At 36.7% G+C, this 25,349-nt stretch carries 22 protein-coding genes and 1 pseudogene; 2 read left to right on the forward strand and 21 right to left on the reverse strand.

The features are described 5' to 3' along the window. Positions 1-28: 28 nt before the first annotated feature. The 5 genes and pseudogenes from FJR37_RS15190 to FJR37_RS15210 form a co-directional block, all read right to left on the reverse strand. On the reverse strand, positions 29-502 hold the full coding sequence (locus FJR37_RS15190) for a DNA phosphorothioation-associated protein 4 (protein ID WP_168466409.1): 474 nt from the start codon (positions 500-502) through the stop codon (positions 29-31). A 224-nt stretch (positions 503-726) separates the two neighbouring features. Continuing rightward, positions 727-1,288, reverse strand: a pseudogene (locus FJR37_RS15195) (Uma2 family endonuclease). A 167-nt stretch (positions 1,289-1,455) separates the two neighbouring features. Continuing rightward, a complete protein-coding gene (locus FJR37_RS26220) occupies positions 1,456-1,632 on the reverse strand; it encodes a hypothetical protein (protein WP_174763432.1) in 177 nt (58 codons plus the stop codon). A gap of 86 nt (positions 1,633-1,718) precedes the next feature. Then, positions 1,719-3,788: an AAA family ATPase gene (locus tag FJR37_RS15205; protein ID WP_168466410.1), complete on the reverse strand. Its 2,070-nt coding sequence runs from the start codon at positions 3,786-3,788 to the stop codon at positions 1,719-1,721. After that, positions 3,785-3,958, reverse strand: coding sequence for a hypothetical protein (locus FJR37_RS15210; protein WP_015079891.1), 174 nt, complete (start codon positions 3,956-3,958; stop codon positions 3,785-3,787). Before FJR37_RS15210 ends, FJR37_RS15205 begins: the two co-directional genes overlap by 4 nt. 286 nt (positions 3,959-4,244) lie before the next feature. On the opposite strand from FJR37_RS15210, the gene FJR37_RS15215 reads away from it, so the two are divergent. Beyond that, the gene (locus tag FJR37_RS15215) at positions 4,245-4,802 is read left to right on the forward strand and encodes a Uma2 family endonuclease (RefSeq protein WP_168466411.1); all 558 of its coding nucleotides are present in this window, start codon (positions 4,245-4,247) and stop codon (positions 4,800-4,802) included. 131 nt (positions 4,803-4,933) lie between these two features. On the opposite strand, the gene FJR37_RS15220 is transcribed toward FJR37_RS15215, so the two are convergent. Both FJR37_RS15220 and FJR37_RS15225 read right to left on the reverse strand, forming a co-directional pair. Next, positions 4,934-5,176 (reverse strand): hypothetical protein, encoded by a 243-nt coding sequence (locus FJR37_RS15220; protein ID WP_168466412.1) that lies wholly within the window; start codon positions 5,174-5,176, stop codon positions 4,934-4,936. A 121-nt stretch (positions 5,177-5,297) separates the two neighbouring features. Further along, complete coding sequence (locus tag FJR37_RS15225; protein WP_168466413.1) at positions 5,298-5,513, reverse strand: hypothetical protein; 216 nt, start codon at positions 5,511-5,513, stop codon at positions 5,298-5,300. Between the two features lie 582 nt (positions 5,514-6,095). On the opposite strand from FJR37_RS15225, the gene uvrB reads away from it, so the two are divergent. Then, a complete protein-coding gene (gene uvrB, locus FJR37_RS15230) occupies positions 6,096-8,093 on the forward strand; it encodes an excinuclease ABC subunit UvrB (RefSeq protein ID WP_168466422.1) in 1,998 nt (665 codons plus the stop codon). Positions 8,094-8,270: 177 nt separating this feature from the next. On the opposite strand, the gene FJR37_RS15235 is transcribed toward uvrB, so the two are convergent. The 14 genes from FJR37_RS15235 to FJR37_RS15300 all read right to left on the reverse strand — a co-directional run bounded on the left by FJR37_RS15235 (position 8,271) and on the right by FJR37_RS15300 (position 25,182). Further along, the gene (locus FJR37_RS15235) at positions 8,271-8,882 is read right to left on the reverse strand and encodes a hypothetical protein (RefSeq protein WP_168466414.1); all 612 of its coding nucleotides are present in this window, start codon (positions 8,880-8,882) and stop codon (positions 8,271-8,273) included. A 3-nt stretch (positions 8,883-8,885) separates the two neighbouring features. Then, positions 8,886-9,230, reverse strand: a complete 345-nt coding sequence (locus FJR37_RS15240; protein WP_335337391.1) for an STAS-like domain-containing protein — start codon at positions 9,228-9,230, stop codon at positions 8,886-8,888. A gap of 21 nt (positions 9,231-9,251) precedes the next feature. Next, the gene (locus FJR37_RS15245; RefSeq protein ID WP_168466415.1) at positions 9,252-9,545 is read right to left on the reverse strand and encodes a hypothetical protein; all 294 of its coding nucleotides are present in this window, start codon (positions 9,543-9,545) and stop codon (positions 9,252-9,254) included. After that, complete coding sequence (locus tag FJR37_RS15250; RefSeq protein ID WP_168466416.1) at positions 9,542-9,910, reverse strand: hypothetical protein; 369 nt, start codon at positions 9,908-9,910, stop codon at positions 9,542-9,544. Before FJR37_RS15250 ends, FJR37_RS15245 begins: the two co-directional genes overlap by 4 nt. A gap of 553 nt (positions 9,911-10,463) precedes the next feature. Then, a complete protein-coding gene (gene arfB, locus FJR37_RS15255) occupies positions 10,464-10,877 on the reverse strand; it encodes an alternative ribosome rescue aminoacyl-tRNA hydrolase ArfB (protein ID WP_039200708.1) in 414 nt (137 codons plus the stop codon). Between the two features lie 162 nt (positions 10,878-11,039). After that, complete coding sequence (locus tag FJR37_RS15260; RefSeq protein ID WP_168466417.1) at positions 11,040-11,303, reverse strand: hypothetical protein; 264 nt, start codon at positions 11,301-11,303, stop codon at positions 11,040-11,042. Between the two features lie 74 nt (positions 11,304-11,377). After that, positions 11,378-11,647, reverse strand: coding sequence for a hypothetical protein (locus tag FJR37_RS15265; RefSeq protein WP_168466418.1), 270 nt, complete (start codon positions 11,645-11,647; stop codon positions 11,378-11,380). Positions 11,648-11,785: 138 nt separating this feature from the next. After that, positions 11,786-13,321 carry an HlyD family efflux transporter periplasmic adaptor subunit gene (locus FJR37_RS15270; RefSeq protein ID WP_168466419.1) on the reverse strand — a complete coding sequence of 512 codons (1,536 nt, stop codon included), beginning with the start codon at positions 13,319-13,321 and terminating at the stop codon, positions 11,786-11,788. Between the two features lie 65 nt (positions 13,322-13,386). Continuing rightward, entirely contained in the window at positions 13,387-16,107 is a 2,721-nt protein-coding gene (locus tag FJR37_RS15275) for a peptidase domain-containing ABC transporter (RefSeq protein ID WP_168466420.1), read from the reverse strand. Positions 16,108-16,128: 21 nt separating this feature from the next. Then, on the reverse strand, positions 16,129-16,725 hold the full coding sequence (locus FJR37_RS15280) for a helix-turn-helix domain-containing protein (RefSeq protein ID WP_027404603.1): 597 nt from the start codon (positions 16,723-16,725) through the stop codon (positions 16,129-16,131). A 1,546-nt stretch (positions 16,726-18,271) separates the two neighbouring features. After that, on the reverse strand, positions 18,272-18,658 hold the full coding sequence (locus FJR37_RS15285) for a HetP family heterocyst commitment protein (RefSeq protein WP_233455432.1): 387 nt from the start codon (positions 18,656-18,658) through the stop codon (positions 18,272-18,274). Positions 18,659-19,181: 523 nt separating this feature from the next. Then, on the reverse strand, positions 19,182-19,385 hold the full coding sequence (locus FJR37_RS15290; RefSeq protein ID WP_152540518.1) for a hypothetical protein: 204 nt from the start codon (positions 19,383-19,385) through the stop codon (positions 19,182-19,184). A 1,809-nt stretch (positions 19,386-21,194) separates the two neighbouring features. Next, positions 21,195-23,594 carry a GH116 family glycosyl hydrolase gene (locus FJR37_RS15295; RefSeq protein WP_039200705.1) on the reverse strand — a complete coding sequence of 800 codons (2,400 nt, stop codon included), beginning with the start codon at positions 23,592-23,594 and terminating at the stop codon, positions 21,195-21,197. A 379-nt stretch (positions 23,595-23,973) separates the two neighbouring features. Continuing rightward, positions 23,974-25,182 (reverse strand): bifunctional cobalt-precorrin-7 (C(5))-methyltransferase/cobalt-precorrin-6B (C(15))-methyltransferase, encoded by a 1,209-nt coding sequence (locus FJR37_RS15300; protein ID WP_039200704.1) that lies wholly within the window; start codon positions 25,180-25,182, stop codon positions 23,974-23,976. Positions 25,183-25,349 lie beyond the last annotated feature (167 nt).

Raw genomic sequence — 25,349 nt, forward strand, 5'->3', positions numbered from 1 at the left:
ACTTGGTAAAAAACACAAACAAAATGGATTATTTTAAAAATCTAGTTAAATTAAATTCTCCTTCTATATTATTTTCTTGATAATCTATTGCTTTTCTTAAAATCAATAGAAATTGTATTTCATAATCAACAATTCCGCGTAATTCAGTTTGTAATATTTCTAATCCCCCATTAGCATACTCTTCAAATACTTGAGTCCGTTTATCCTCATATTCATCTTCTCTAGAAGCAAGTATTTGGATATCACTTGTCTCAACAATTCCTAATAATTTGATAATTTTGTCATAACCCAGTGAAGCAAAATTTTCTTGTGGAATTGGAGAAGGCTCTCTTTTTGTAGTATCTCCTAAAGGAACACTTTTTTTATACTTTACTCCTAATGCTGCTGCAAATATCATCACCTCCACATAAGTTTGGAAAACTCCCGGTGTTTCTTTAGACGCTAGTAACGATTTGACCAACTCAGCCTTATCTTGAGCAATTTTTATTCTATTTGCCGCCATAATTATAAAATATACACCCTTAACATCATAAACCAAACCTAACTAACTAATACCACACTCTCACACTTTTCTTTGCGCCTCTGCGACTCTGCGTGATAAAAAAATCCATCAGAATCACGCAAAATATCTTTGAAACCTTCTTTCCTTCGTGTCCTTCGCTTCTATCCCTTCGGGACGCTACGCGAACGTGGTTCATTCCTTCATAACTTGCGCGAAACAAAAAATCAAAAAACATCCTCATAAACCAAAAAAAGAGGAAAAGTAAAATCAAGACTAACTAAATGTACATTATCACCCTCAACAAAAGGATGTAACTCCCATAAACCCCTATCATTTAAGCGAAAACAATCCAAACCGATTTTATCAGCACTAATTAAAACATATTCTTGCAAAGATTCAATCCGTCTATACTGCTGAAACTTTCCCCCCCCTATCATAAGCTTCCGTACTCGGAGAAAGCACCTCAACAATTAAGCAAGGAAATTGAATAAACTTAATAGCTTGTTTATCCCGTTCATCAGAACTTACCATGACATCAGGATAATGAAACAGACCATTTTCCGATATACCCACTTTAGCATCTGCCATAAAAGGACGACATTTACCCCCACGCAAATGATTTTTTAACCCAGAAGCCAAATTTAAAGCAATAGTAGTATGGGGAATAGTTCCCCCAGTCATAGCAAAAACTTCACCATTGATATATTCATATTTAATATCTTGCTGTTCCTCCCATTCCAAATACTCCAGAGGACTCATATAACTTTTCTCAAAATTAGCAATCATAACATTTACCTCCTAATTTTGCGTAAAACAAATTAACTAAAAATTTGCAACAACCAGCGATTAACCTCACCATCATCTTGAGTTAAACTACATTGAATAAGTAATTGGACAAAAATATTTACAGTCATTGCGAGCGAAAGGAAGCAATCACAACCCTTGCGATTGCTTCATTTCACTTCGTTCCCTTCGCAATGACATTGTGTAATTAATTCTGTCTCACTACTTAGCTTCACATTATTATTGTTTCCATGAATTGAACCAACTGGTGACATTTCTACCCTCATGTAATTTTGATAAAAATAAAATCTTCCTTGCTGATAATCAGGATATTCAACAACTTCCATAAACTCATCCCAACCAAACCTAAAGAACTAACTACCATAAACTTTCTTCCTCTGTGTTCTCTGTGTCTCTGTGGTTCGTTACTCTTCTACCGTTCAACCTCAACAATTTCCGTATATTCAAAACCATTCAAACTCTGTCGAACCAAAGCATATCTTTCTCTCCCCAACTCAATAAAATCCTGTTCACAATTAGGCTTAGAAGAATAATAAACCAAAACATATTCCTTCCCAACCTTATCAGCAATTTCCTCCTCAACCTCCACCCGCCACTGAGTCTTAGTCACCAACACAACCAACTGATTTGCTAACTTAGGAATAGTTTTCGCAATGTGACGACGAGAATTAACATCTAAACTCCCAAAAGGAGAATCCATAACAATCGGAAAAGTGCTACTCTCAGGAAGCATAATCATTTTCCGCTTCTCACTCCAGTCGCGCACCTTATCAATAATACTAGCGATAAAAGATAAACTGAGAACTTGATTTTCTCCTGTAGAAGCTGCAACTGGTGCTTCAATTCCCGTCGTATTTTCCACCAAACTCAACTCATACTTTTCGCTAATCTTGGGGACATAAGGAGTAAAAGACATATCTGAGAAAATTTCCTGTACTCGCTGTTCTAATTGCAGACGAAATTGATTTTCTTGACGGTTTTTAACTTCTGATAACCGTTCAATAGCATCTTGAGTAGCATTAATCCGACGTTGTGCTAAAGATTGTTTTTCCTCATTTTGTTTCTGCTTAGATATTTGTTTTATCAAAGCATCAATATCAGTTTTCAGGTGAGAAACTTCCTGTTGATTTGCACCTTGTTCTCGATTTAATTCATCAATTTTGGCTTCAATTTCATCAAGACGTTTTTGTAAACTGCTAATTTCCTCATTGGGATCTTTTCGCAGTTGTTCTTGAATAGTTGCTAATTCCAATTCAACTTGATTAAGATTTTCCCGTAACTGTTGAATTCTGGCTTGTTCCCTGTCCGCTTCTTCCCAAAAATCAACTGCTTGTTTATCAATTTCATCAACTTGTGCGCTCATTCTAATTGCGGTTTCTTCCACAGTTGAAGAACCAGATTTTCTCATTAAATTCTTCACATGAAAATGAGTATGAGTTCCTTCCCTTAAATCTGCACCACAAATACAACGTCCACTATTGAGTAAATCATTGACAAATTCCCGGGAAATTCCTGCTGTTAATTCACCCTTTTGTTTTAAATCTGTAAATATTTCCCGAAACTTAGCCGTAGTTTCCGATAACAGAACAGTATAACCCCGTGCGGAAATAGTCTTTTTTAAATTCTCCCGTGTTTTCTTCAACTCTTCTCGCAAACTATCTCTTTGCGATTCTAAACTTTGCTTTCTTTCCTGTAATTCCTTAACAGCACTCAAGTCTCGTAATTTATTACTAACCTCCTTTTTAAACGTCTGTTGATATTCCAATTCTTGCGTTATTTCTATTTGACGTTTATTGATAGTTGCAATTTCCAGTTCCAGCTTTTCTTGTTGAGTCAATAACTGTTTAGTTTCCGCGTCACCAATATGTTTTAACTCAGTTTCCAAACTCTTTTTAGCATCTTTCAAATGTTTAATCGAAAGTTCAATAACTTCCACACCCAAAAAAGTTCTAATTGCTTCGGAAATTTCCGCTTTATTATCAGAACGGACAATTTCTTCAATCCGTTCACCGTCAAAGAAAAAATATTGATGTAAACTGGCTGGTAAAATCTGAGTAATGATTTCCTCAGCTTGCTGAAGTGGGAAATACCATTTTCCGTCATCTCCAGCAACTTGAATTTTTAACTGAGTTTTCCCAGCTTCGATTACATCACTTTCATTTTTGTAAACCCGACAACCACGAGTAGCACGATAACGATTACCTTCATGTTCCCAACCAACTTCCACCCAACATTCCACAGGTTGACTAGGTTGAGATTCTGCAATTGCGCGTTTATTTACTAACTGTTCCGTTGACGCAAAAGCCGCACTAAACTTTTCATATAAAACCCAAGTAAACGCATTCAAAATACTAGTTTTACCTGCGCCATTACTACCATAAATCATAGTAGTATTGCGAACATCTCCACCAGCTAAAGTTATCTCTGGGGTTTTCCCATAAAAAGAACGAAAATTACATAATTTAATCGAAGTTAGCTTCATTGCACCGCTTCCTTCACAATAGTGAGAATATCATCATTAATATGACCCTTACTCTTTCTATCTAATCGGCTTTTCTCCAACCTCCATACCTTCTCAATAATTTGCTTCACCTCCGGTGGTGCGCTGGTAATTGGTTCTTGAACATCTTCAATATTTGCTTCTGGTATCATTTCAAAACAGGAATAGAGTTATTTTCTATTTTAACCAGTTCTGATAATATTTTATCTATCTGCCTATTACAAATTTTAACGTATCCAACGCAGCCAGAAGCCAGGGAATAAATTCCCTGTCTAATAGCTAAAGTCGGTTAAAACCGACTATTATGGCGGTATGCACTTGGATGAGATAGACAATTGACCAGAAAATCTATAAACTAAAAGATTTTCAAATCTGTTGGCTGCTGTATCAAATTCAAGTTAAAATGAAAATCGTACCGTAGCTTTAGGAAAACTAAATATGACAGTTACTATTGCTAAATGGAGTTTAGACGACTATCATCGGATGATTGAAATTGGTCTTTTAGCTGGTCGTCAAGTTGAACTACTAAATGGAGAAATTATCAACATGGCACCGGAAGGACCAGAACACGCGCAAATTAATACTGATTCTGCTGAATATTTGCGGGAATTACTCGGTTCAAAAGCACTGGTAAGAGATGCAAAACCGATTACAATACCTAATAGCAATTCAGAACCAGAACCAGATTTAGCAATAGTTGAACCACTGCGTGCTATTTATCGCAGTCATCATCCTTATCCTGAAAATATATTTTGGTTAATCGAATATTCTAAAACTACTTTAAGTAAAGATTTAGAGATAAAACGCAAAACCTATGCTGCTGCATTAATTAATGAGTATTGGGTAGTAGACTTAAAAAATCAACAATTAACAGTCTTTAGAGAACCAATAAATGGTAATTATTCTAGAGAATTAACCTTTACCTTCGGTGAAATATCTCCCTTAGCATTTCCAGAAATTAAAATTTCTATTCAACGGTTACTACAAGGATTTTAACAATAGATTCAGAAGGATTTTGTGTTGTTTCTGCGATTACCTGGATGATCAAGGCTAGGCTGTGGTCGGGTAGCAGGACTATATCGCTATAATCCCGCCCCTACCGCTACTGGGAGTTTATGAGGAAAGTATCAGTAATTCTTCTTTGTTCTCACGAGGTATTTTTCTACTATTCCCTGCAAGACAAGCTGCGCCATTCCTTTATTGTTTTCCAATGGTGTCCGAGAAGGTGATGGATATGAAGTATCGGTAGTCTCTACTCCATATTCAGAAATTACAGTAAGCGACTGAAGTTTCATGTTAACGGTATATTGCCCGTTATAAACTTTTCCATCAATTTCAATGCTTACATCTGCTGTTAGTAGCTCAGGCATTTAATAACCTCTTTTTTACTATTGATCTACTAAAATCCAATATAATGCGAGGTAAAGCAAAACGTTGTAACAAACGCAAAGATTCTGGTTTCATAAATACTCCTGATTTATTATACAGGATTTATTCATACTGCCCATCATCTACTAAAGTGCCATAATAATCAGATATATCTCCGTGATCAGGTAGTTCTTCATCGGAATCACTATATTGATTTTCTTCTTGAATATCGTTTAATAAAATATAATTTTCATCATCTGGTAAATTACTCCATAACCCCATTTTGAAGTGGCTATCAACTAGAACCGAACGGGTTGGTATTTCTAAGTTAGAATACATAATAGATATTGATTTTAAAAGGTAAAAAACATCTTTAATCTGTTTTTCTAAAATCAATTTTTCTGCACGAGATATGATATATGATAGTGTAATTTCATTTGTTGAATGCTGATATTTCTTCCAATCATCAGTTTCTAAGTAATAACAATTATTCTCTTTACTCTCATAAAAAATAATTAATGCAAATAATTTGCCTAGTAACAAATGTAAAGATTGTAAGGTCATAATTAGACAATTTAGGCTTATTCCTATGAAAATCAACAGATTCGGCAGGGCATAAATTTTGACCCCCGACTAAATTAATATCCTATTTACCGAGGGTTTTGTCAACCCATTCGAGGTATCAAGGTTTTCAGAATCATCAAATTTTGAATTTAAATGGTTTTGGGGGTTGACTTGCCGCGCTAGGGGTGATATTCTGATAATGGGAATGCGTGCCTTTATAAAAATTTTATCACCACTCCATTATATTAATATAGCACATCGCCGGCGATGTTGCAAACCAACTTCCCAAAAAAAATTTCGCGCCAAACGTAAAACTGAGAAATTGTGTAGAATTGCTAGGTGTAACGTTCAAGCTAGATAATGGATTTTAATCTCCAAGCACCTTTTGTCCCCACCGGTGATCAACCACAAGCGATCGCACAACTTTCTGCTAGTATTCAAACAGGAAATCATTATCAAACATTACTGGGTGCGACAGGAACCGGGAAGACGTTTTCCATAGCCGCAGTCATTGAAAAAGTCGGTAGACCTACCCTAGTATTAGCCCATAATAAGACATTAGCCGCCCAGTTGTGTAACGAACTGCGGGAGTTCTTTCCTCATAATGCAGTTGAGTATTTTGTCAGTTATTACGATTACTATCAACCCGAAGCATATCTACCTGTTACTGATACTTATATAGAGAAAACATCAGCGATTAATGAAGAAATAGATATGTTACGACATTCCGCCACTCGTTCCTTATTTGAACGCAAAGATGTGATTGTCGTCGCCTCAATTAGTTGTATTTACGGTTTAGGAATGCCTGCGGAATACCTCAAAGCCGCAATTCGGTTACAATTGGGAATGGAAATTGATCCACGTCAAGTTTTACGAGATTTAACCGCAGTTCAATATACTCGGAATGATATCGAAATGGGGAGAGGAAAATTTCGAGTTCGTGGTGATGTTTTAGAAATTTCTCCTGCTTATGAAGATAGAATTATTAGAGTTGAATTCTTTGGTGATGAAATTGATGCAATTAGATATGTAGATCCTGTTAGTGGGGAAATTCTCCATAGTTTAGAAGCAGTAAATATCTATCCAGCGCGTCACTTTGTTACTCCTAAAGAAAGAGTAGAAATAGCTTGTGAAGATATAGCCACCGAATTAAAACAGCAACAACTCACATTAGAATCAATGGGTAAGTTAGTTGAAGCGCAACGCATTGACCAACGCACCCGTTATGATTTGGAAATGTTACGAGAAGTGGGATATTGCAACGGCGTAGAAAATTATTCCCGTCATTTAGCAGGTAGACAAGCGGGAGAACCACCGGAATGTTTAATTGATTATTTTCCCAAAGATTGGTTATTAGTAATAGATGAATCTCATGTTACCGTTCCCCAAATTCGCGGAATGTATAATGGAGATCAAGCGAGGAAAAAAGTATTAATAGATCATGGTTTCCGGCTTCCCAGTGCTGCGGATAATCGTCCTTTACAAGCCGAAGAATTTTGGCAAAAAGTCAATCAATGTATTTTCGTTTCTGCGACTCCAGGAAATTGGGAATTAGAAATTTCGGAAGAGAATATTATTGAACAAGTAATTAGACCGACGGGAGTAATTGACCCAGAAATATTTGTGCGTCCCACAGAAGGACAAATTGATGATTTATTAGGAGAAATAAAAGATCGAGTTGACCGTCAAGAAAGAACGTTAATTACAACATTAACTAAACGCATGGCGGAGGATTTGACTGAATATTTAGCAGAGAGGGGAATTAAAATCAGATATTTACATTCAGAAATTAATTCTATTCAACGGATTGAAATTTTACAGGATTTGCGAAATGGTGTTTTTGATGTGTTAGTCGGTGTAAATTTATTGCGGGAAGGTTTGGATTTACCTGAAGTTTCGTTAGTTGCAATTATGGACGCAGATAAGGAAGGATTTTTGCGGACTGAACGTTCTTTAATTCAAACTATTGGCCGCGCGGCGCGTCACATTAGAGGAAAAGCAATTTTATATGCTGATAAATTAACAGGGAGTATGATTAAAGCCATTGATGAAACTGATAGAAGAAGAGGAATTCAAACGGCTTATAATAAATTGCACGGAATTACGCCGCAACCGATTATTAAAAAACAAACTAATTCGATTTTATCATTTTTAGATGCTTCTCGGCGATTAAATGCCACTGATTTAAAAATGGTTGATGAACATCTAGATGAATTATCTTTGGAAGATATTCCAGAGTTAATTACCCTGTTAGAAAAACAGATGAAGGAAGCGGCGAAGAAGATGGAATTTGAAGAAGCTGCAAAATTGCGCGATCGCATTAAGCATTTGCGAGATAAAATGTTAGGACGTTAGAAAGCTGGAAAATTGCGCGTTAGCCTTGCGCTGCGTCAGCGATCGCATTAAGCATTTAAGAGATAAAATGTTAGGACGTTAGAAAGCTGGAAAATTGCGCGTTAGCCTTGCGCTGCGTCAGCAATCGCATTAAGCATTTGCGAGATAAAATGTTAGGAAGATAACATAAATGTATAATTAACGCCTTACTAACTTCTTTTGCATAGCAGCATCTTGAATAACATATTTATTGCTAGTAAACACCTCAATACCTGGAACAACACTATAATCCATATCATCAGTAATAATCTTAACTGTTCCTGCTCCTGCTTTGCTAATAGCTTCAAGCATCAGCAAATCATAACCATCAACTGCTTGAGTGGTAAATCGGTTAATAGCAGCATCAGTTGTTGCGTCATCTACTGTTAAATCAATAGGAATTGCAATTTTTTTGATTCGTCGCCAAGTAAACTGAACTTCAGCGACTACATTAGCTCTTTCTGTTGGATAATCATGACGGTATTTCTTAAAGTGTAAATATCCATTAGATTGAACATAAATATCATATTCTGTTTTCTCAATAATATGAGCAAGTTCAGCTAAAGTGAGTCCAGAATAAGTAAGAGTAGCTCCATTTTGGCGTGTTTTGTTGATATAGTTGGGATAATCTGTAATTTGGTAACGTTTAGCCGTAAATGCAGCATTTGTATAAGTTTGCCAAAACCAGATGTTGGTATCTACAAAGAAAATGTCACTTTGCTGTGGGGTATCAGTTTTGATATCTATGATATCAGCTTGAATAATCGCCATACTTCAAAAACTTGCAGCCATATCTGTTATCACCGTATCCACAGCATTACGATATTTTTCATCAGAGTAATAACGTTTAGCTCTAGTCATTACGTGATTAATAACATCCCATCCATCAGCATTGAGAGAAGTAAATTCAAGCAATTGATTCAACTTCTCAGATGGGATATCTTTTAACAATTGACCAAATGCAAAATTCACAAATGGAGATGCAAAAACCTTCACTCCTGCAAAATCTAACTCCACAGTTTCATCAGTTAGTAAACATGGATGAATCTGATCATATAACTTTTGTCCACCATCAGGAGTGATGGCATACTCGCCAACTATATCGTAAACTTTATACATCATGTCCTTATCTCCCTCTCTCTAAAGCTTCAGCTTCTTGAGTTTAGGAACTTCTGAAGCTAAACAGTAGTATTTTTCATCACATCGAAAAGCTATATTGACTAGCGTTCCCGAAAAGTTAGTACAAACGTTTTCGTATTTAACTCCATTATCTCCTATATTGACATAGCTGTCATTACTGAAAATCATCAGAGTTCCATGATTTTTTTGGACAAATTCTTGTAGTATGTGTAAGCCTTCACCCTGGCGGACACCTTGCTGCTTTGTGCTATTTCCCGGCTCAAATGCCCACTTTAAAGCCTCAATAGATGTCATTGCTGTAAAGTACGAACACTATTAGAAATACCAATCCCAAAGTCAACCACCGTTAACTGAAGAGTACCTGAAGTAGTGTAATGTTGACCGCAGCTAAATACACCTATGGGAGAATTGCTATGTTCAAAGGCATTAAAGTATATTTCTACAACTTTACCTGCGATAGCTACGCTGACCGCAGGTATCGCATTCTGTAATCCAGGACTGATATTAACCCAACCTTTCCCTAACCATTTATATCCTAAGTAGTCAGCTATGGCTATAGGGTCGTGTTGAGTATCACTTCGATAAGGTACGGAGTTACCATCCCAAGGTTTCTGATTGTAGCCAAAATCATAGAGGAACCCATTTTGAGCCAAATTCATCCGAATTTTGTCTATAAGTGTATTCCAGTGAAAAATGACATTTCCACCCCTGTATGCAAATAGGCGAACTATTCCCCCTAAAAAGGTAACACCGATGTGTCCAAGGAATTCGCAATAGTGGAAATCAATTATCAGTTCCAAGCAGTATATTCAGGGAGTTGCAATATCTCATACCAGTCTTTTAAAAGCATCTCTACATGACGCGGATAGTCTTTTATTGTATCCACATACAGAACGGGTGGTTGATTTTTGGTAATTACTAATGACAAAACAACTCCAAATAATTATGATTCTCTATAATTTTGACAATTAGAGCCAATAATACTAGATTTCATAACCTCATTGGTTATTTTTAGCTAGATTAGTATATTTTTATTCTTCGCATTAAACATCTGCGAGATAAAATGTTAGGATGTTAATATATAATATATAGTATTTGTGTCTGGGATTTTTTTTAACGAACCACAGAGGCACAGAGGACACGGAGGAGGAGGGGATGTTTTTATTTTATTTAGGATTTCTGTATATTAGCATTACAGTAATAGTGTCGTGATTATTCTGTGATTTTTCCTCTAGTCAATTTAATTTGTCCCCGCTTGTTTTTACTATCAAGACGTTTTCTTTGAGAACTGCGACTTGGTTTAGTCCGTTTACGTTTTCGGGGTAACACAGACACACTTTTAATCAGTTCTTGAAGTCGTCTGAAAGCTTCCTCTTTGTTCTGTTCTTGACTGCGATATTCCTGCGCTTTAATAACCACAACTCCCTCAAGGGTAATGCGATGATCTTTCAACTTCAAAAGCCGTTCCTTATAGATTTCTGGTAACGAAGAAGCCCCAATATCAAAGCGCAAATGAATAGCAGTAGCAACCTTGTTAACATTTTGACCACCTGCACCCTGGGAACGAATTGCACTAATTTCAATATCGCTATCAGGAATAATTACTGTCTGAGAAATTTCTATCATTTATATGCCAGTAATTCATATCTATAATCCCACATTATAACATACACCAGTTTTCATATAACTGTAAACAATTATCAGCAAGAACAACAAAAAAGAGGAAGTTTTTACTTCCTCGGAGATAAGCGGTGGTGTGTAAAGAAAAAACAACCACCTAATAATTATTCACAATACTAAATAGACAGCACTTCTAGCCAGATCAAGAGTAAAAATTTTATTATCGTAGAAACTCAATGGACCACGATATGCTGTTTCTAAGTTATTTATACCATCATAAACAGTTGTTAAGGCAACATCAGCACCCCGTCCACCTAAGAAGGGTAAGGGTAAAGGTATAATACCAGTACCTAAAATTTGTTGTATTTGCTCTGAATTTAAGTCATCCAAAAATATCTTTTCCTGTAAATCAGAAATTATGATTGTAGCCATGATCTTATTTCCTTGTCAAACAGTGAACAGTTTTGGGAAATGTGACAAAATCGCCCTTAAATCTGCTGAAATAATTAACGATTTACCCAAGCATTAACGGTCCGACCATAATCTACCGTATTAAATTTATTATCATGAAAGTTACCGGCTCCTTCATAAGTTGTTGATATGCTGTTTAGTCCATCATAAACGGTGGTTACAAAAACATTAGGACTTAGCCCTAGAGGGGGATAAAACCCTCCTAAACCTCTTCCTAATAAAACATACAATTCTGGTGGCATTAAATCATCAATAAAGGTTAATAAATGACTAGGATATAGGTCATTTATCACTATTTTCTTCATTGTCTTACCCTCTCATCTTTAGTAATTTCAACTATTTCATTCTGACATTTTTCTCTTAAAAATAATCAAAAAGTTGCATATTAAAGCCTTTAAAAAAAGACATAACTTATTAAATTATGTCTTTGATACTAATTTTATTTAAAGCTCTAAACCACTCTTTTGCAACTTCTTAAATGGATCTAAGATAAAGTCAATAACATGACGCTGACGAATGATTACTTCCGCACTTGCTGTTTGTCCAGGGGTAATAGGAATCCGTTTGTTACCGACTTGAATATAAGGATTTTCTAAAGCGATATCTAATTCATAAGTTTCTATGCGGTTAGAACTATTTTCTTGAACTCTAGAGTTAGGTGAAATCCAACTAATACGTCCTGACACAATTCCGTATTCTTGGAAAGGATAAGCATCAAATTTAATTTTGACTGGCATTCCTGCCTTGACAAAACCACTATTTTGACTTGGCATACGTGCCTTCAGGATCAAGGGAGCATTTTCGGGAGCAATTTGAGCAATCATTTGTCCTACTTGGACAACAGAACCAGATTTTTTAATAGGTAATTCAAAAATTATTCCATCAATAGGAGAACGGATAGTTCGCTGTTTTAGTTGTAAATTTAAGGCTGTAATCTGTCCTTTTGTCTGCATCATTTCTGATTTAAGGGAAATGATTTGATTTTGAATGTCTTTAAACTGTTCTTGACTTTTTAATAAAATTAATTCTCCGCCTTTTAGAGAACTTTTATAACTACTTTCTTCTTCTTGTAACCGTAGTTTTGCCTGTTCAATATCTGATCTAACTTGATTCATTAGTGACTGATAACGACTGACTTCTTCCTTTAGTTTTAACTTTGCTGTTTGCAGATTAAATTTTGCTTCTTCTTGGGAACGTTGACTTTCTTCAGCAATTTTTTCTAATTCTATTATTTTAGTTTGAGCAATTATTCCTTCCTTTAATAGCAGACGATAACGTTGAACTTCAGAAATATCTCGACGTAAGCGACTTGTAGCTAATCTGTAGTTAGTTTGATTAGATTGTATATTCTGTTTTGCCTGATCAATTTGAGCTAATTTTTCCAAATCTTGGAAATTATAAGCACTTTTTTTAGTCTCAAATGTTTGTTTAGCTTGATTAAGTTGAGCAATTTTTTCTAATGATTGAGATTGGTTTTGCTGACGTTGAATATTAATTGACATTAAGACTTGATTTTTTAATATCTCTAGTTGAGATTGGCGATTAATTAACCCCTCTAATTTAGATTGTGCTTGTTGAATTTCTGTTTGTAAAATATCAGATTCCATTGCTAATAAAACTTGTCCAGCTTTAACAGTTGCCCCTTCTTTAACATTGACATTAACAACACTACCAGTTACCGCACTATCTAATTTTTGTGTTGCTCCTTTGGGTTCTATTCTCCCACTAGCATTACCCGTTTCATCAACTTTAGTTAACATTGCCCAAGGCAAAATAATGGTAGCAAAACTAATTAGTAAATACAACATGGAACGAGTCCATGCTTTTGGTAAAGCATCTAATAATTCCTCTGTGCCATAAAACCAATCCTTGGCTTTATCTAATATCTGGATTTGCTGGTTTGTTATTACAGCAGTAGATTCAGGTTGATGCTGCGGCTTTATAGTAGTAGTTGGTTGGGTGTAAACTGACTGTGGCATAAATAAGTAGAGAATTTTGGTTATATATCCCCGACTTCTTGAAGAAGTCGGGGATATGGTGAAAATTAATTTTTTTGTGCTAATTGTTGTTGATTAAGATAGAAATAATGTCCTCTTTTGGCGATTAATTCTTCATGTGTACCGCTTTCTACTAAAACTCCACGATCTAAGACTAAAATTAGATCAGCATGACGAACTGTGGAAAGACGGTGAGCAATAATTACACTTGTACGTCCTTGCAGGATTTTTTTGAGGTTGTTCTGAATAATCCGTTCTGATTCGGCATCCAGGTGACTTGTGGCTTCATCTAATATTAAAAGTCGGGGATTTCCTAATAATGCGCGGGCAATTGCTAACCGTTGGCGTTGTCCTCCAGATAACATTCCTCCCCCTTCACCAATTTGAGTTTCATAACCCATTGGCATTCTTTTAATAAACTCATCTGCACCTGCAAGTCTGGCTGCTTCCATAATCTCTTCTAAAGAGGCTTCTGGATGAGCAATTGTGATATTTTCCCGAATTGTTCCTCCAAATAAAAAGGTATCTTGATCAACAACTCCAATTTGCGATCGCAAGGAATGTAAGGAAATACTAGTAACATCTTGATTGTCAATCAGAACTCTTCCATCTGTCGCTAGATATAAACCCAAAATCAACTTAGAAAGTGTTGTTTTTCCAGAACCACTGCGACCAACAACTGCTACAGTTTGTTCAGGCAAGATTTCAAAACTGAGATTTTCTAAAATATTAATCTCACTTTCAGGATGATAGCGAAAGGTAACATTATTAAAACTAATTTTCCCCATTAATCTTGGTAGAAATTGCCGAGGTTTATGTTCTAAATCTTCCTCTGGTTGTGCTTCTAAGACATCATTAATTCGTTCTGTGGCGACAATTACTTCCTGTAACTGATTCCACAAAATAATTAATCTTTGGAAAGGCTGAATAATATTGCCTAATAACATATTAAAGGCAACTAATTGACCAATGGTAAGTTGATTTTGAATAACCAACCAAGCTCCAAACCATAATAATCCTGTACTTGCCAAAGATTGAATAGTAGAACTAACTAATTGCAGTTGATTACCAATTACTTGACCACTAAAGTTCTTTTTGATTAAATTATTTAGCAATTCTTCCCAATGCCAACGTACCGTTTGTTCAATAGCCATTGAGCGAATCGAAGAAATGCCAGTCAAGCTTTGAATTAAATAACTATTTTCCAGTGTTCCTGCTGTAAATACCTCCCGACTAATCCGCCGCAAAAATGGTGTAGCAAAGAATGTTAAAATCACAAATGGCGGCACAATTGCTAATGTCATTAATGCCATTGGTGGACTATACCAAAACATTAATCCCACATAAATAAAGACTGTTAGTAAATCCAATCCAATGGAAAGAGCTTCACCAGTTAAAAAACGTTGAATTTTTTGATTTTCTTGGACACGGGAAACAATATCCCCGACATAACGAGATTCAAAAAATGCCAGCGGTAGACTAAATGTATGTTTAATAAAACCTACCATCAAGGCGATACTAATGCGGTTGGCTGTGTGATCTAGTAAATATTGTCTTAAGCCATTAATGGCAACCCGAAACAAGCCGAAAATTAACAATCCAAACCCGACAGTATTTAAAGTTAAAACACTGCCTTGAACAATGACTCTATCTAATAGGAGTTGAGTAAATAAAGGCGTGATTAATCCAAATATCTGAATTAAGACCGAAGCCAGAAATACTTCTAGGAGAACTTGAAAATGAGGTTTAACTAAATCCAATAACTGCCAAAATGGCGTGTTAGCTTCTGGCGTTTTTTTGAGGGAAGCTGTAGGTTGTAATAGTAAAGCGTAACCAGTCCAACCTGTGAGAAATTCCTTGGTAGTCAGCCGACGTTGACCAATGGCAGGATCGGCAATAATTACCTGTTTTTTGGTAATTTCATAGACAACAATGTAATGTTTACCTTGCCAATGAGCGATCGCTGGTAAAGGTTGTTGAGCAAATTTATCCAAACTGGCTTTTACCGGACGGGTAGCAAAACCAAGGCTTTCCGCCGCTGCACTCAAACTCCGCATAGATGCACCACTCCGGCTAATATTAGCCAGATCCCGCAGCCGATTAATACTCAGGTTTTTCCCCCAATAACGACCAATCATAACTAAGCAAGCAGCACCACAATCCGCAGCACTTTGTTGTTCAAAAAATGGGTAGCGTTTAGTAAATTTCCGCCACCAATTGCCAGCAATAACAGTAGGAATAGGAAAATATTGAGAGCGTTTCTTTGTTGATGTTGGTGCGGGAACAATTGGTTGAGAGAAATTAACAACTTTGCCATTTCTTGGCAATTCAACAATCGGCATATCTGGAGACTTAGGAGTGTTAATTAACTCTGCTTTATTCAGCAAGAAATTATAAACACAAGGAAATTCTCCCATAACCTTTTTCACCGTTTTTTCGGGAAGATAGGCAACCTTTAAATTCACAGAAGCTCTAGCAACATAACTGCTAAAATCTTGGTCTGGAAATAAAGTTAACTCCCCAAATGATGATCCTGGCGTGAGAGTATTAATTAAATTGTTGGAGCTATCAAGCAATCTTACCTTACCCGACAGCACAATATAAATTCCCGGATTGGCTGTAGTCGCTTGCCAAAATTGCTTTGCTACAGGTGGCTCAATAATTTCTAAAGCCTGGATACAATCTGTAACTACTTGATCTGATAATCCATTACCCAAGACTTGCTTAATATGTGTAGCTAACTGTTCCTGAGAAAACGCTGATAGCATTTCCTAACCTCCAAAACACTATTATTTATTGGTCTGCATGAGATTAAATGACCAATGAAAACTAGGTTCAGGTAGAGAATGCAAATCACTAATTTTAATTGCCAAATCCTGATTTTCAGTAGTTATCAATGGGGAACTTTTACGTTTGGTAGACAGTCCCATTTGTTTAAGGAGGCGATTAATGTGGCGATCGCTAATTTGAATTCCCAACTCCTTCGCCAAATGTTTACTCAACCATTGAGCCGTCCAATCACCAAAAGCATAGCCATATTCACGGGGACTACAATTAACTAATTCCTTCAATCTTTCAATATATTCATCATTAACAATCTTTGGTCTACCCAATGGTCGCTGATTCCATTTATGCGCCATCCCCGCCTCAGCAATACCGATCCAGTATCTCGCCATCTCCTGAGAACAACCAATCATTTCACAAATATGAGTTTGCGACTTTCCCATATCTGCTAACAACATAATCTCAATTCGTCGCCGATATTCTGGTTGCGAATTATTTTGTAAATTTTTTAGCAACACCTTTCGCTGAAAAGGTGTTAAAAACTTACTTTCATAATTATCGTAAATATTCACAACCTGATCTTGATGAGAATAAGATGACATAATTCTTACCAGTTGCTTTCTACTTTCAAATTCGGGCAAATTCATCTATTACATCTATTCCTAAAATCCAGATGCAAAAACTTTCACAGATATGCAATATTTAATCTGTAGGATGTTTCCTGAATATTCATTTAATTTTCAATATCTATGTAAGCTGTTATGTCCCCCCAATAAACAGCGTTGTCTGGCAAAACACCCATAAATAAACTCCCAAGATTTAGCTTGCTAATGCCAAAAATCTACATAGGGAATGATATTACCCCTAATTGAGATGGGAGTCTATTGATAAACACTGGTATTTCAGTTAATTAATTTATGCAGTTATAACTAACTAACAATTACGTAACTTTTCAAAAATTGTAGCCTCACACTAAATAAACTTAAGCAGGATGTAATCTATCTCTTACACTATCCTAAAAATAGAAAACTCTCATCAGCAAACTTTCTTAAATATGAAATTGTTTGTCTGATAGCATGGCGTTAGTCATTTAGTTTAGATAAAAAAGTGACAAAGCTTTAGTTCTTATCTTTAAATTCTGCTACATCTTCTTCTAAAATTTATATAAAAAATAAAATCTTCATCTAAACTTCATGAAGACTTTATAGAAAATTCATATTAACTTAAAGTTGTTGACACTCTCCGGTCTAAAGACGCGGAGATTCTATAGAGAGTTTCAGTCTATATCCCTCAGTTATCCCACAAAATTGGGTAATTTATTTTTTGGTGTTCCCTTAATAGCCATTACGGGTTGGGGTAAATAAATTTTTCTTCTTCCTTCTTCCTTCTTCCTTCGCGCTCTTTGCGGCCTAATGCCTACGGCACGCTCCGCGAACGTGGTTCATTTCTTCTTTATCCGTCAAAATTTATTTGACAGACTACTAGGATCAAGTTCTAGTGAAATCAGTAGAGGCGCATTGATATCGCCATTAAGATTATTTATTTGGTTTTAAGAATCCCCGTCTCTTTAGAGAGCGGGGAGTGTCAACGTTATATCAATTGCCAGTTGACATAACAGTAAAAATTTGTAAGTAAGAGCATGATTTGACCATAATCTTTCCCTTTCCTTATCTACCTTAATAACTAAAGTTAGCCAAACCTTAGTTACAGAAAATTTGGTAGTAGAAGTTATCTAGCCATATCAATTTTATTAGGGTAATCCACCACCCCAATTGAAAAGCATTCAGACTTCTTAGGAAAAAGAACCACCTTTAGTTATGGTTCATCAGTCTTAATGAAGAATTTATTTAATTAATCAGGAACTGAATGCCAAAACAATCAGACCCTATCTTTCATATGCAGACGCAAACAGTTTTTTGGGAAAACCGCAATTAGTCTGCTATTTCATGTGCAACCGCAAACAGTTTTTGGGAAAAATGCAATTAGTCTGCCATGAATCTTTGTTTAGGTTGCTATTTCTAATCTATAGGATGTTATCAGTGTGTATTTGCCATTCTGGCAGATTTTTACAACGAAGTCAGTAATTGCAGTTACTCACATTGCCGATCAACTGATCTGAGTAACAAGCAATTACGAGATTATCAGCAACTATGCCGACTTTTTTTCTCTACCGTTGGCGCGTGATTCAGCATGATGCTTACCTCCCACTTCCATATAGGCTATATCCTTAATCTTACTTAAACAGTTAGATGCCAGATTACCTTCGGATCTTTTCTCCGTGGTGGAGTTAGCAATTTTTAGAGTTTCATTATTTTGGGAATTGGAGCGACTCATACGAGCATTTTCTTTGAGAATGCGGTTATAAGTCCGATAAGGGATATAGTGCATTGGATTATAGCCCACGAATCGTAACATTAAAACACAAGCCCAAGAATACTTCCCTGCCAAAATCGCTTCGACTACTTGGTCTAACTGTTCGGGATGGATTTTTGGTTCTAAGTTGTTACCACTGCCAGCAATATCTTGATTCATCATCTTAGTTATTTTTGAATTGAGTAAATAAATTAGTCCAGTTTCTGCAAATGCGATGGTCTTCAGCCAAATTGCTGTTGCGGGAATGACCAGAACCTATAAATAATCAATTGGTGGCAGATGTAGAAAATAGTAACAACTTGTTGCAAAAATACGGTAATTGACAACACGGATACCTGGATAGAACGGATTTTAGAAAACTGCATCTCTAAAACTACCCGTTGAACTGAGCTAAAAAACGCATTTGACCTGATGATTTTTTTCATAACCTGACCTGTGATTGAAAACCTGATTGTTTTTAATCAAGCCTCTGTACTACTGTGCTTACCGTGTATACCCTGATTTTCTAGGCAGTTTTACAGTTTTCAATTAGTAATATCTATAGCTCACTCCAGATAATATGTATTAATTGCGTCTGGGCTTCAGATTTATACTTACTAATGAATCAAAGGTAAAAATTTACCAAATTTTCTGATTTCTACCGAGAGGAATTGAGTTTGACGTAGCTTTTCGTAGATGCCGTTGTTTACTGTTGAAACTTCCAAGTGGAAATTTTTGGCTTCACCCTAGTTACTGCTGTATAACTTCTTACCATTGATTCTGCCGCTTTTGCTGTAAAAGCTGACAATTGCACCAGTGGAATCAGGAAAACCATTAATTTCTCAATTTCAAAAGCCACATTTTTATTTATACTATTTTTTGTCGCTAATGTCATCTGCCAAGGTGGCAAGATTTAAGTTAAATTTACTGAACTTATCTAGATATTTACTTATGTCTTGTGCAAGTTTGGGTTTTGTCCCCACTTGGCAAAAAATGAGGGGTGTTACCCCCCACTTTAATCTCAATGGCAGATGTTATCATTGTCATACAAGACGAAAACACCACTAATATGGTCTACCTAAGCTCTTAGTATATAAATAGTTTGAATGAACAGTTATATCCAAATAAATTAAATTTTTATCGAAGAAATAAATGCTTAAATTTACATTTAATTCAAGCAAAGTCCTTGCTATGCAAGCACTCTATGGATTTATAATTTTTATAAATAGATACAAATATCAATTAATAAATAATTCAAAAATTAGTAAAGTATTTTTTTGTTAATAATCTAATATTGCTAACTAATTAATTTTATCAAGATAGTTATTTTTGGATAAAGAAGACATCCAGCTAGATGTGGACAACAAAAACCGTATCACCATGAACATTTAACTATTATCTTATTTGGTTACTCATAGCTATTTATTTATTAGGCATTATTGCCATCAACTGGAATTAGTAGTCTGCTAATTATATGTATACAATTTATTGCTATAAGTAAGATTACAGGATGTTAATTCAGCTAATTCGGTAGGAATAACTATCATTATTTATTGTCAATGGCTGCGGATTCTTTTGGGTAAAGCCGATACTTCGGTATTGAGTCAGGATTGAGTCCCTATGGCTAAGTAATTCTTAATAAATTAAATCGGCTAAAATTTCCAGATGTGAACTGCTGCTATTCAGGGTTGAGCAGGAATTACCAACTCGGATTTTCTGGATAACTTTCCCAAGAATTTCTGATGTAATTGCTTGACAGATAAAAATGAGGAGGTTATAGTGTAACTCCCAAGCTGTTTAAGCTGTTAAACAACAGGTGTATTTTTTCAAGCGATAGCGTTCGCGGAGCGTCCCGGAGGGAACTAGCGCTGTTGCAAGCAGTTCGCTCTGAATCAAAATCTTTGAATATTTGCGAACTAACTGGGAACTTATCGCCAATACTGCCAGTCATAGATACCAACAACCGCGTTTGAACCTGACCAACCTGACTAAATAGCTTGATAAAGCTCCTGCTGTCCTTGCTTTATTCAACTATCCTGCAACTACTGATATTTTTACACAATTGGAGTTTACTGATAAATTCTCATCTGTCGTCAACTAGATTGGGGAATTCTTTGGTGTAGGTAATTTCAATTTTTTAATCTACCATAGCCCTAAATCAAGTAGGGAATTGGTGATTGTCTTTACTGTGTCTAGGAAAAAAGTTACTTGAAGTGATTACCGTTTTAACGTGTTATCATTGCCACAGCCTCTACCCAACATTCGTGATACAATCAAATTGTCACTAAAAACATAAAAAGCTACCGGGGGACTCTCGGAAAGTTACGCTTGTCAGTTCGGCTTCGCTCACCGCAAGCAGATATGATTTCGCCCGCCAGGGCCAACGAAATCAGGGCAAGAACCCAAATATTTAAGGAACCAATCCTGAAACTGGGATAACTGAGGGATATAGACTGAAACTCCCCATAGGATCTCCGCGTCTTTAGACCGGAGAGTGTCAAGTTCTGTGTTGGTTTAGAAGTTATCCTTGTGGCTAAATAAAGGAAAAAAGTGCATCTTAAGACATTTGTTTTCAGATTTAAGTTCCTCAACTCTTAACCATTACTGATTTTTTCGCGCAATTCCGGAAACAACAGGAAAATAAAATTGAATAACAAATAACAAGAATAACAATATCCCCGACTTCTCTAAGAAGTCGGGGATATAAAGAACTTTGGATTTAAGGAATTAGTAAATAAATTCCCCAAATAGCCATAGCGCGGAGATAGGTACTAGCGCGGAAAGTGCCATTAGCGGTGATTGCTTCCGGGGTGCGGAATTGTAAGCCATTGTCGTAAATTTGCTTAACTACAGCCTCAGTTAACCGCATGGCTTCATTTTTCATGTCCATTTGCACTAAGAAGGCTGCTAGACCAAAATTGATGCCTGTCCAAACTTCCAAAGGATGTGTAGAATTGGGATTTTCTGGTAAACCATTGGGAAGAACACCATTAGCAGCGCCGAATTTACCATTTTGGAATTTGAGAAAACAGGCATCGTATACTTTTGTTAAGGCGGATAAAGCGCGATCGCTGGGGACAATATCTGGTAAACTCAATAAACGAGCGTAAAATTGCCCACACAATTGGTCAGCCATAACTACCTCAGAACCACTTTCACCATCCAACCGGTAATACTCACCATTCCAAAGCTTCTCCTGATAAATTGGTTTTGATTGATTTAACCAACCTTGATAAATAGACCCTTGTACCTCTACCTCTGTGTCCTCTGCGCCTCTGTGGTTCGTTAAAATCTTAGAAATAGCAATAGCAGCTTCCAAAGCAGATAACCACAAACCACCACAATAAGCACTGACACCTTGCAAGCGCCAATCATCGAAAGTTTGGTCAGGTGCGCCAGAATTTTCTGGTATACTGTCACCATCGAGATCAAAAGTTTTCACATAATCGAGAGTTTGGACAATAGCATCCCAACAATCTGCTAAAAACTGGATATCATTTGCACCGGTAAACAGAAAATCTCGATATACCTGCAAAACAAAGTCACAACCTAAATCTTTCCACAGGTTGCAATCTTGATAACTAGTATAATTGGTTTTTTCCCAAACGTGTTCATTGGGTGCGCCTAAATCGTGGGGTGTCGCACCGGCAATTTTCCGAACTGCGTTAGGACTTTCCGATTTGATAGTCAGATAATAACCGATAATTCTAGTTCTGTCATCACTTTGGGGAATTGCTCTAGCAAAGGCGCGAATTACCGACTTTTCCAATTCTGGGAATAACATCAATAATCCAAAAGAACCGTATAACCGCACATCTAGACTTTCGTACCAACGGTAATCTAAACATTCTAACACGGCAAATTGACCAACGGGATCAATTTCCGAGGCGGCACTCCAGAGAGTTCCGCCGCTGGTCAAGTCGTAGAGTTCGTTAAATAAAGCCATTTTGAACCAGTCAGGTAAATCTGATTTTTCTAAAATGGGGTTTTGCCAATTTTCGATGAGCGATCGCCAATTCTGATATTCTTTAAGAGCAGTAGTGGCAATCTGCCAAGCATTCTCACCATTACAACCAAAAAAGTCTGTATATCTGCGGTAATAGTTCACCCCCGCTGCAAATTCCGTAACGGGGAAATCCCAACTTAATACAAAAGGAACTTCCAAACTTTCCCCAGGTTGCAAAGTAAAACGCACCGCAATTGCTACACCTAAACGAGTATTTTCATCTGCGGGAGTTTCATCTAGATAATTAGGTAAAGAACCATTTGCAGAGAAACTTTGCCAAACATCTTCACCATTACCCACCGGATTAAATCGGGAATGATGAAATATTTCCACTTGGGGATTTTTTACAGTTGCAATACACCAAGTTCCGTCCCCTTCTTGAACAGTTTGACTATTAGAAACTTGACCTAAAACGCAACCAAAATATTGATGATCTTCTGCTAAACAATTATAATTTCCTTGACTTTCTCCCCAACGTGGTAGATATTCATAAACTGGACTACCATCATCTCTAACTCTAACTTCGGGAGATTTCAAAGTATTGGTAAACCAACCCACCATATTTTCCCAAGTTAGCATAATGCTAATAGTAATTGGTGCATTTGTGGGGTTGTATGCTTTCCACAAAAAAACCGCAACCGGATAACTTGCTTCTTGATAATTATCTGCCCAAATTGGGGAAAATTGCTCACAAGTTAATTGAGTTTTTAAGACATTTTCATAAACAAACCAACTGCGGGGATAAAGTGCATGATATGTACCTGACCCCAAACCATCCGCAGAGAGGGGAGAAGGTGGATACCATTGCCAAGATTGCAGTGTATGATCTTCTGGAGGTTGGGTAGATAAAGCGTAAGCTTGTCCAGATTCAAAAATACTAAATTGACAAGCGGGAACGGTTTTGAAAGTATGTTCTCCCCCGTCAATGTGCCACAGGTTAAAGTCTCCCCGTGAAGAACGTCCTATACACCCTGCACCAAAGCCACCAAGAGGCATTCCGTGCCAGGGACCATCATCAATATTACTAGGATAACGGACGGTGTATGGTTTATCCCAGCCTAAGCCAATGGGACGTTTCCAGGTACAGGGAGGTATTTGGGGGTGGTTTGTCATGGTTTGAGTTTCACGGGTTGACGCTATGAAGACTAGCGCGATGTGTGATTTTTCTCAAGTCAATCATGAAAATATTTTTATTTCGCTGAAAATTTCCTAATGTTACTAGGAGGTTAGGAAATAAGTAAATTGTCTGATAGCGTAGCGTGGCGCAAGCCATATCAGGATTATCAGGATATCCACCGATTAGAGGATTAACAGGATGTTTTTTAGGAAATATAGGTTTTTGTGAATGATAGAAAATATATTTTTCCCTAAATTATAATTTATAATCATTAAATATTCACAGAAAATCTATAAATAACAATCCTGTACATCCTAAAATCCTGGTAATCCTGATTCTGACAACCACAACCAACAATCTCCAAATCTTTAATTATCAATTTTTGATTCCTATCCATTGGGTAACAGGGGACATTGCCTTCCAACCCAGAAATTTACCAATAGGTTCTGCGCGTTGAATAGCAATGCGGGTAAAGTTTCCGCCCACTTTTTCATGCCATTGATATAATCTTTGTTCACCTGCCAATGTGACAACATTAACTACCATTCTGCCCCCAGGAAGTAACACATTCCAGCAATTTTCTAATATTTCTGGTGCTGTGACACCACCACCGATAAAAATAGCGTTTGGTGTGGGTAAATTTGGGATAACTTCTAAAGCTTTACCTGCCATAATTTGTAAATTTGGTGTTCCTAAAGCAGCAGCATTATCAGCTATATAATTTAGTCTAGTGGAATTTTGTTCAATAGCGATCGCTCGACATCTTCTATCACTTCGCAGCCATTCTATAGAAATAGAACCACAACCAGCCCCCACATCCCACAGCAACTCGCCCGGTAAAGGTGCTAAACTTGATAATGTCACCGCCCGGACTTCCCTTTTCGTCAATTGTCCATCATGATGAAAAGCATCATCAGGTAAGCCGGGAAATCTCGATAAACCAACTATTCCCCTATCAGCAACACATTCCACCGCAATAGTATTTAAAGAAGCGATATTTCCTTCTTGCCAATTAGCAGCGATATCTGTTATAATTTCCTCATTAACATTGCCCATTTTTTCTAAAACGGTAATTTGACTATTACCATAACCGCGACTTATCAAAATTTCCGCCACAATAGCTGGAGTATGTTTTCCCTCACTCAAAATTAATAATTTTGCACCGGGATAAATGTAAGATTGCAGTAAAGAAACCGGACGACCACATAAACTTAAAGTTTCCACCTCCGTTAATGACCATCCTAGTCGAGAACAAGCCAGACTAAAAGCCGAAGGTGCAGGAATAATTGTAATTTCAGAAATAGGAATATCTTTAAGAATAGTTGCACCCACACCATAACATAGAGGGTCGCCACTAGCTAAAATACAAACTGCTTCACCACGACGACTGATAATTTCAGTTATGGAAGTTGGAAAAGGTGATTTCCAGGGAATTTTTTGGCTGTTGTCGTCAGCGGGTAACATGGAAAGATGACGTTCTCCACCAAAGATAATTTTAGCTTTGTCTAAGCAAGAAAGAGCTATGGGACTTAACCCTGCTACACCATCCTCACCGATACCGATAATTGATAACCATTTTTTCATAATTCGTGAGGTTGTTTCTTTTGCTGGAATATCGCTTTTATTACCTTACCGTAAGGGGATGTGAAGTTGGTGCTTTGAGTTGGATAAGAGTTTTTTCTCGCAGAGACGCTAAGAGGATGTTTGAAAAGTTATGGTTGATGTATCAAATATTTTTTACCCCACCCTAA

This window comes from Aphanizomenon sp. UHCC 0183 (assembly GCF_009712065.1).
In the GTDB taxonomy this organism is placed as follows: domain Bacteria; phylum Cyanobacteriota; class Cyanobacteriia; order Cyanobacteriales; family Nostocaceae; genus Dolichospermum; species Dolichospermum heterosporum.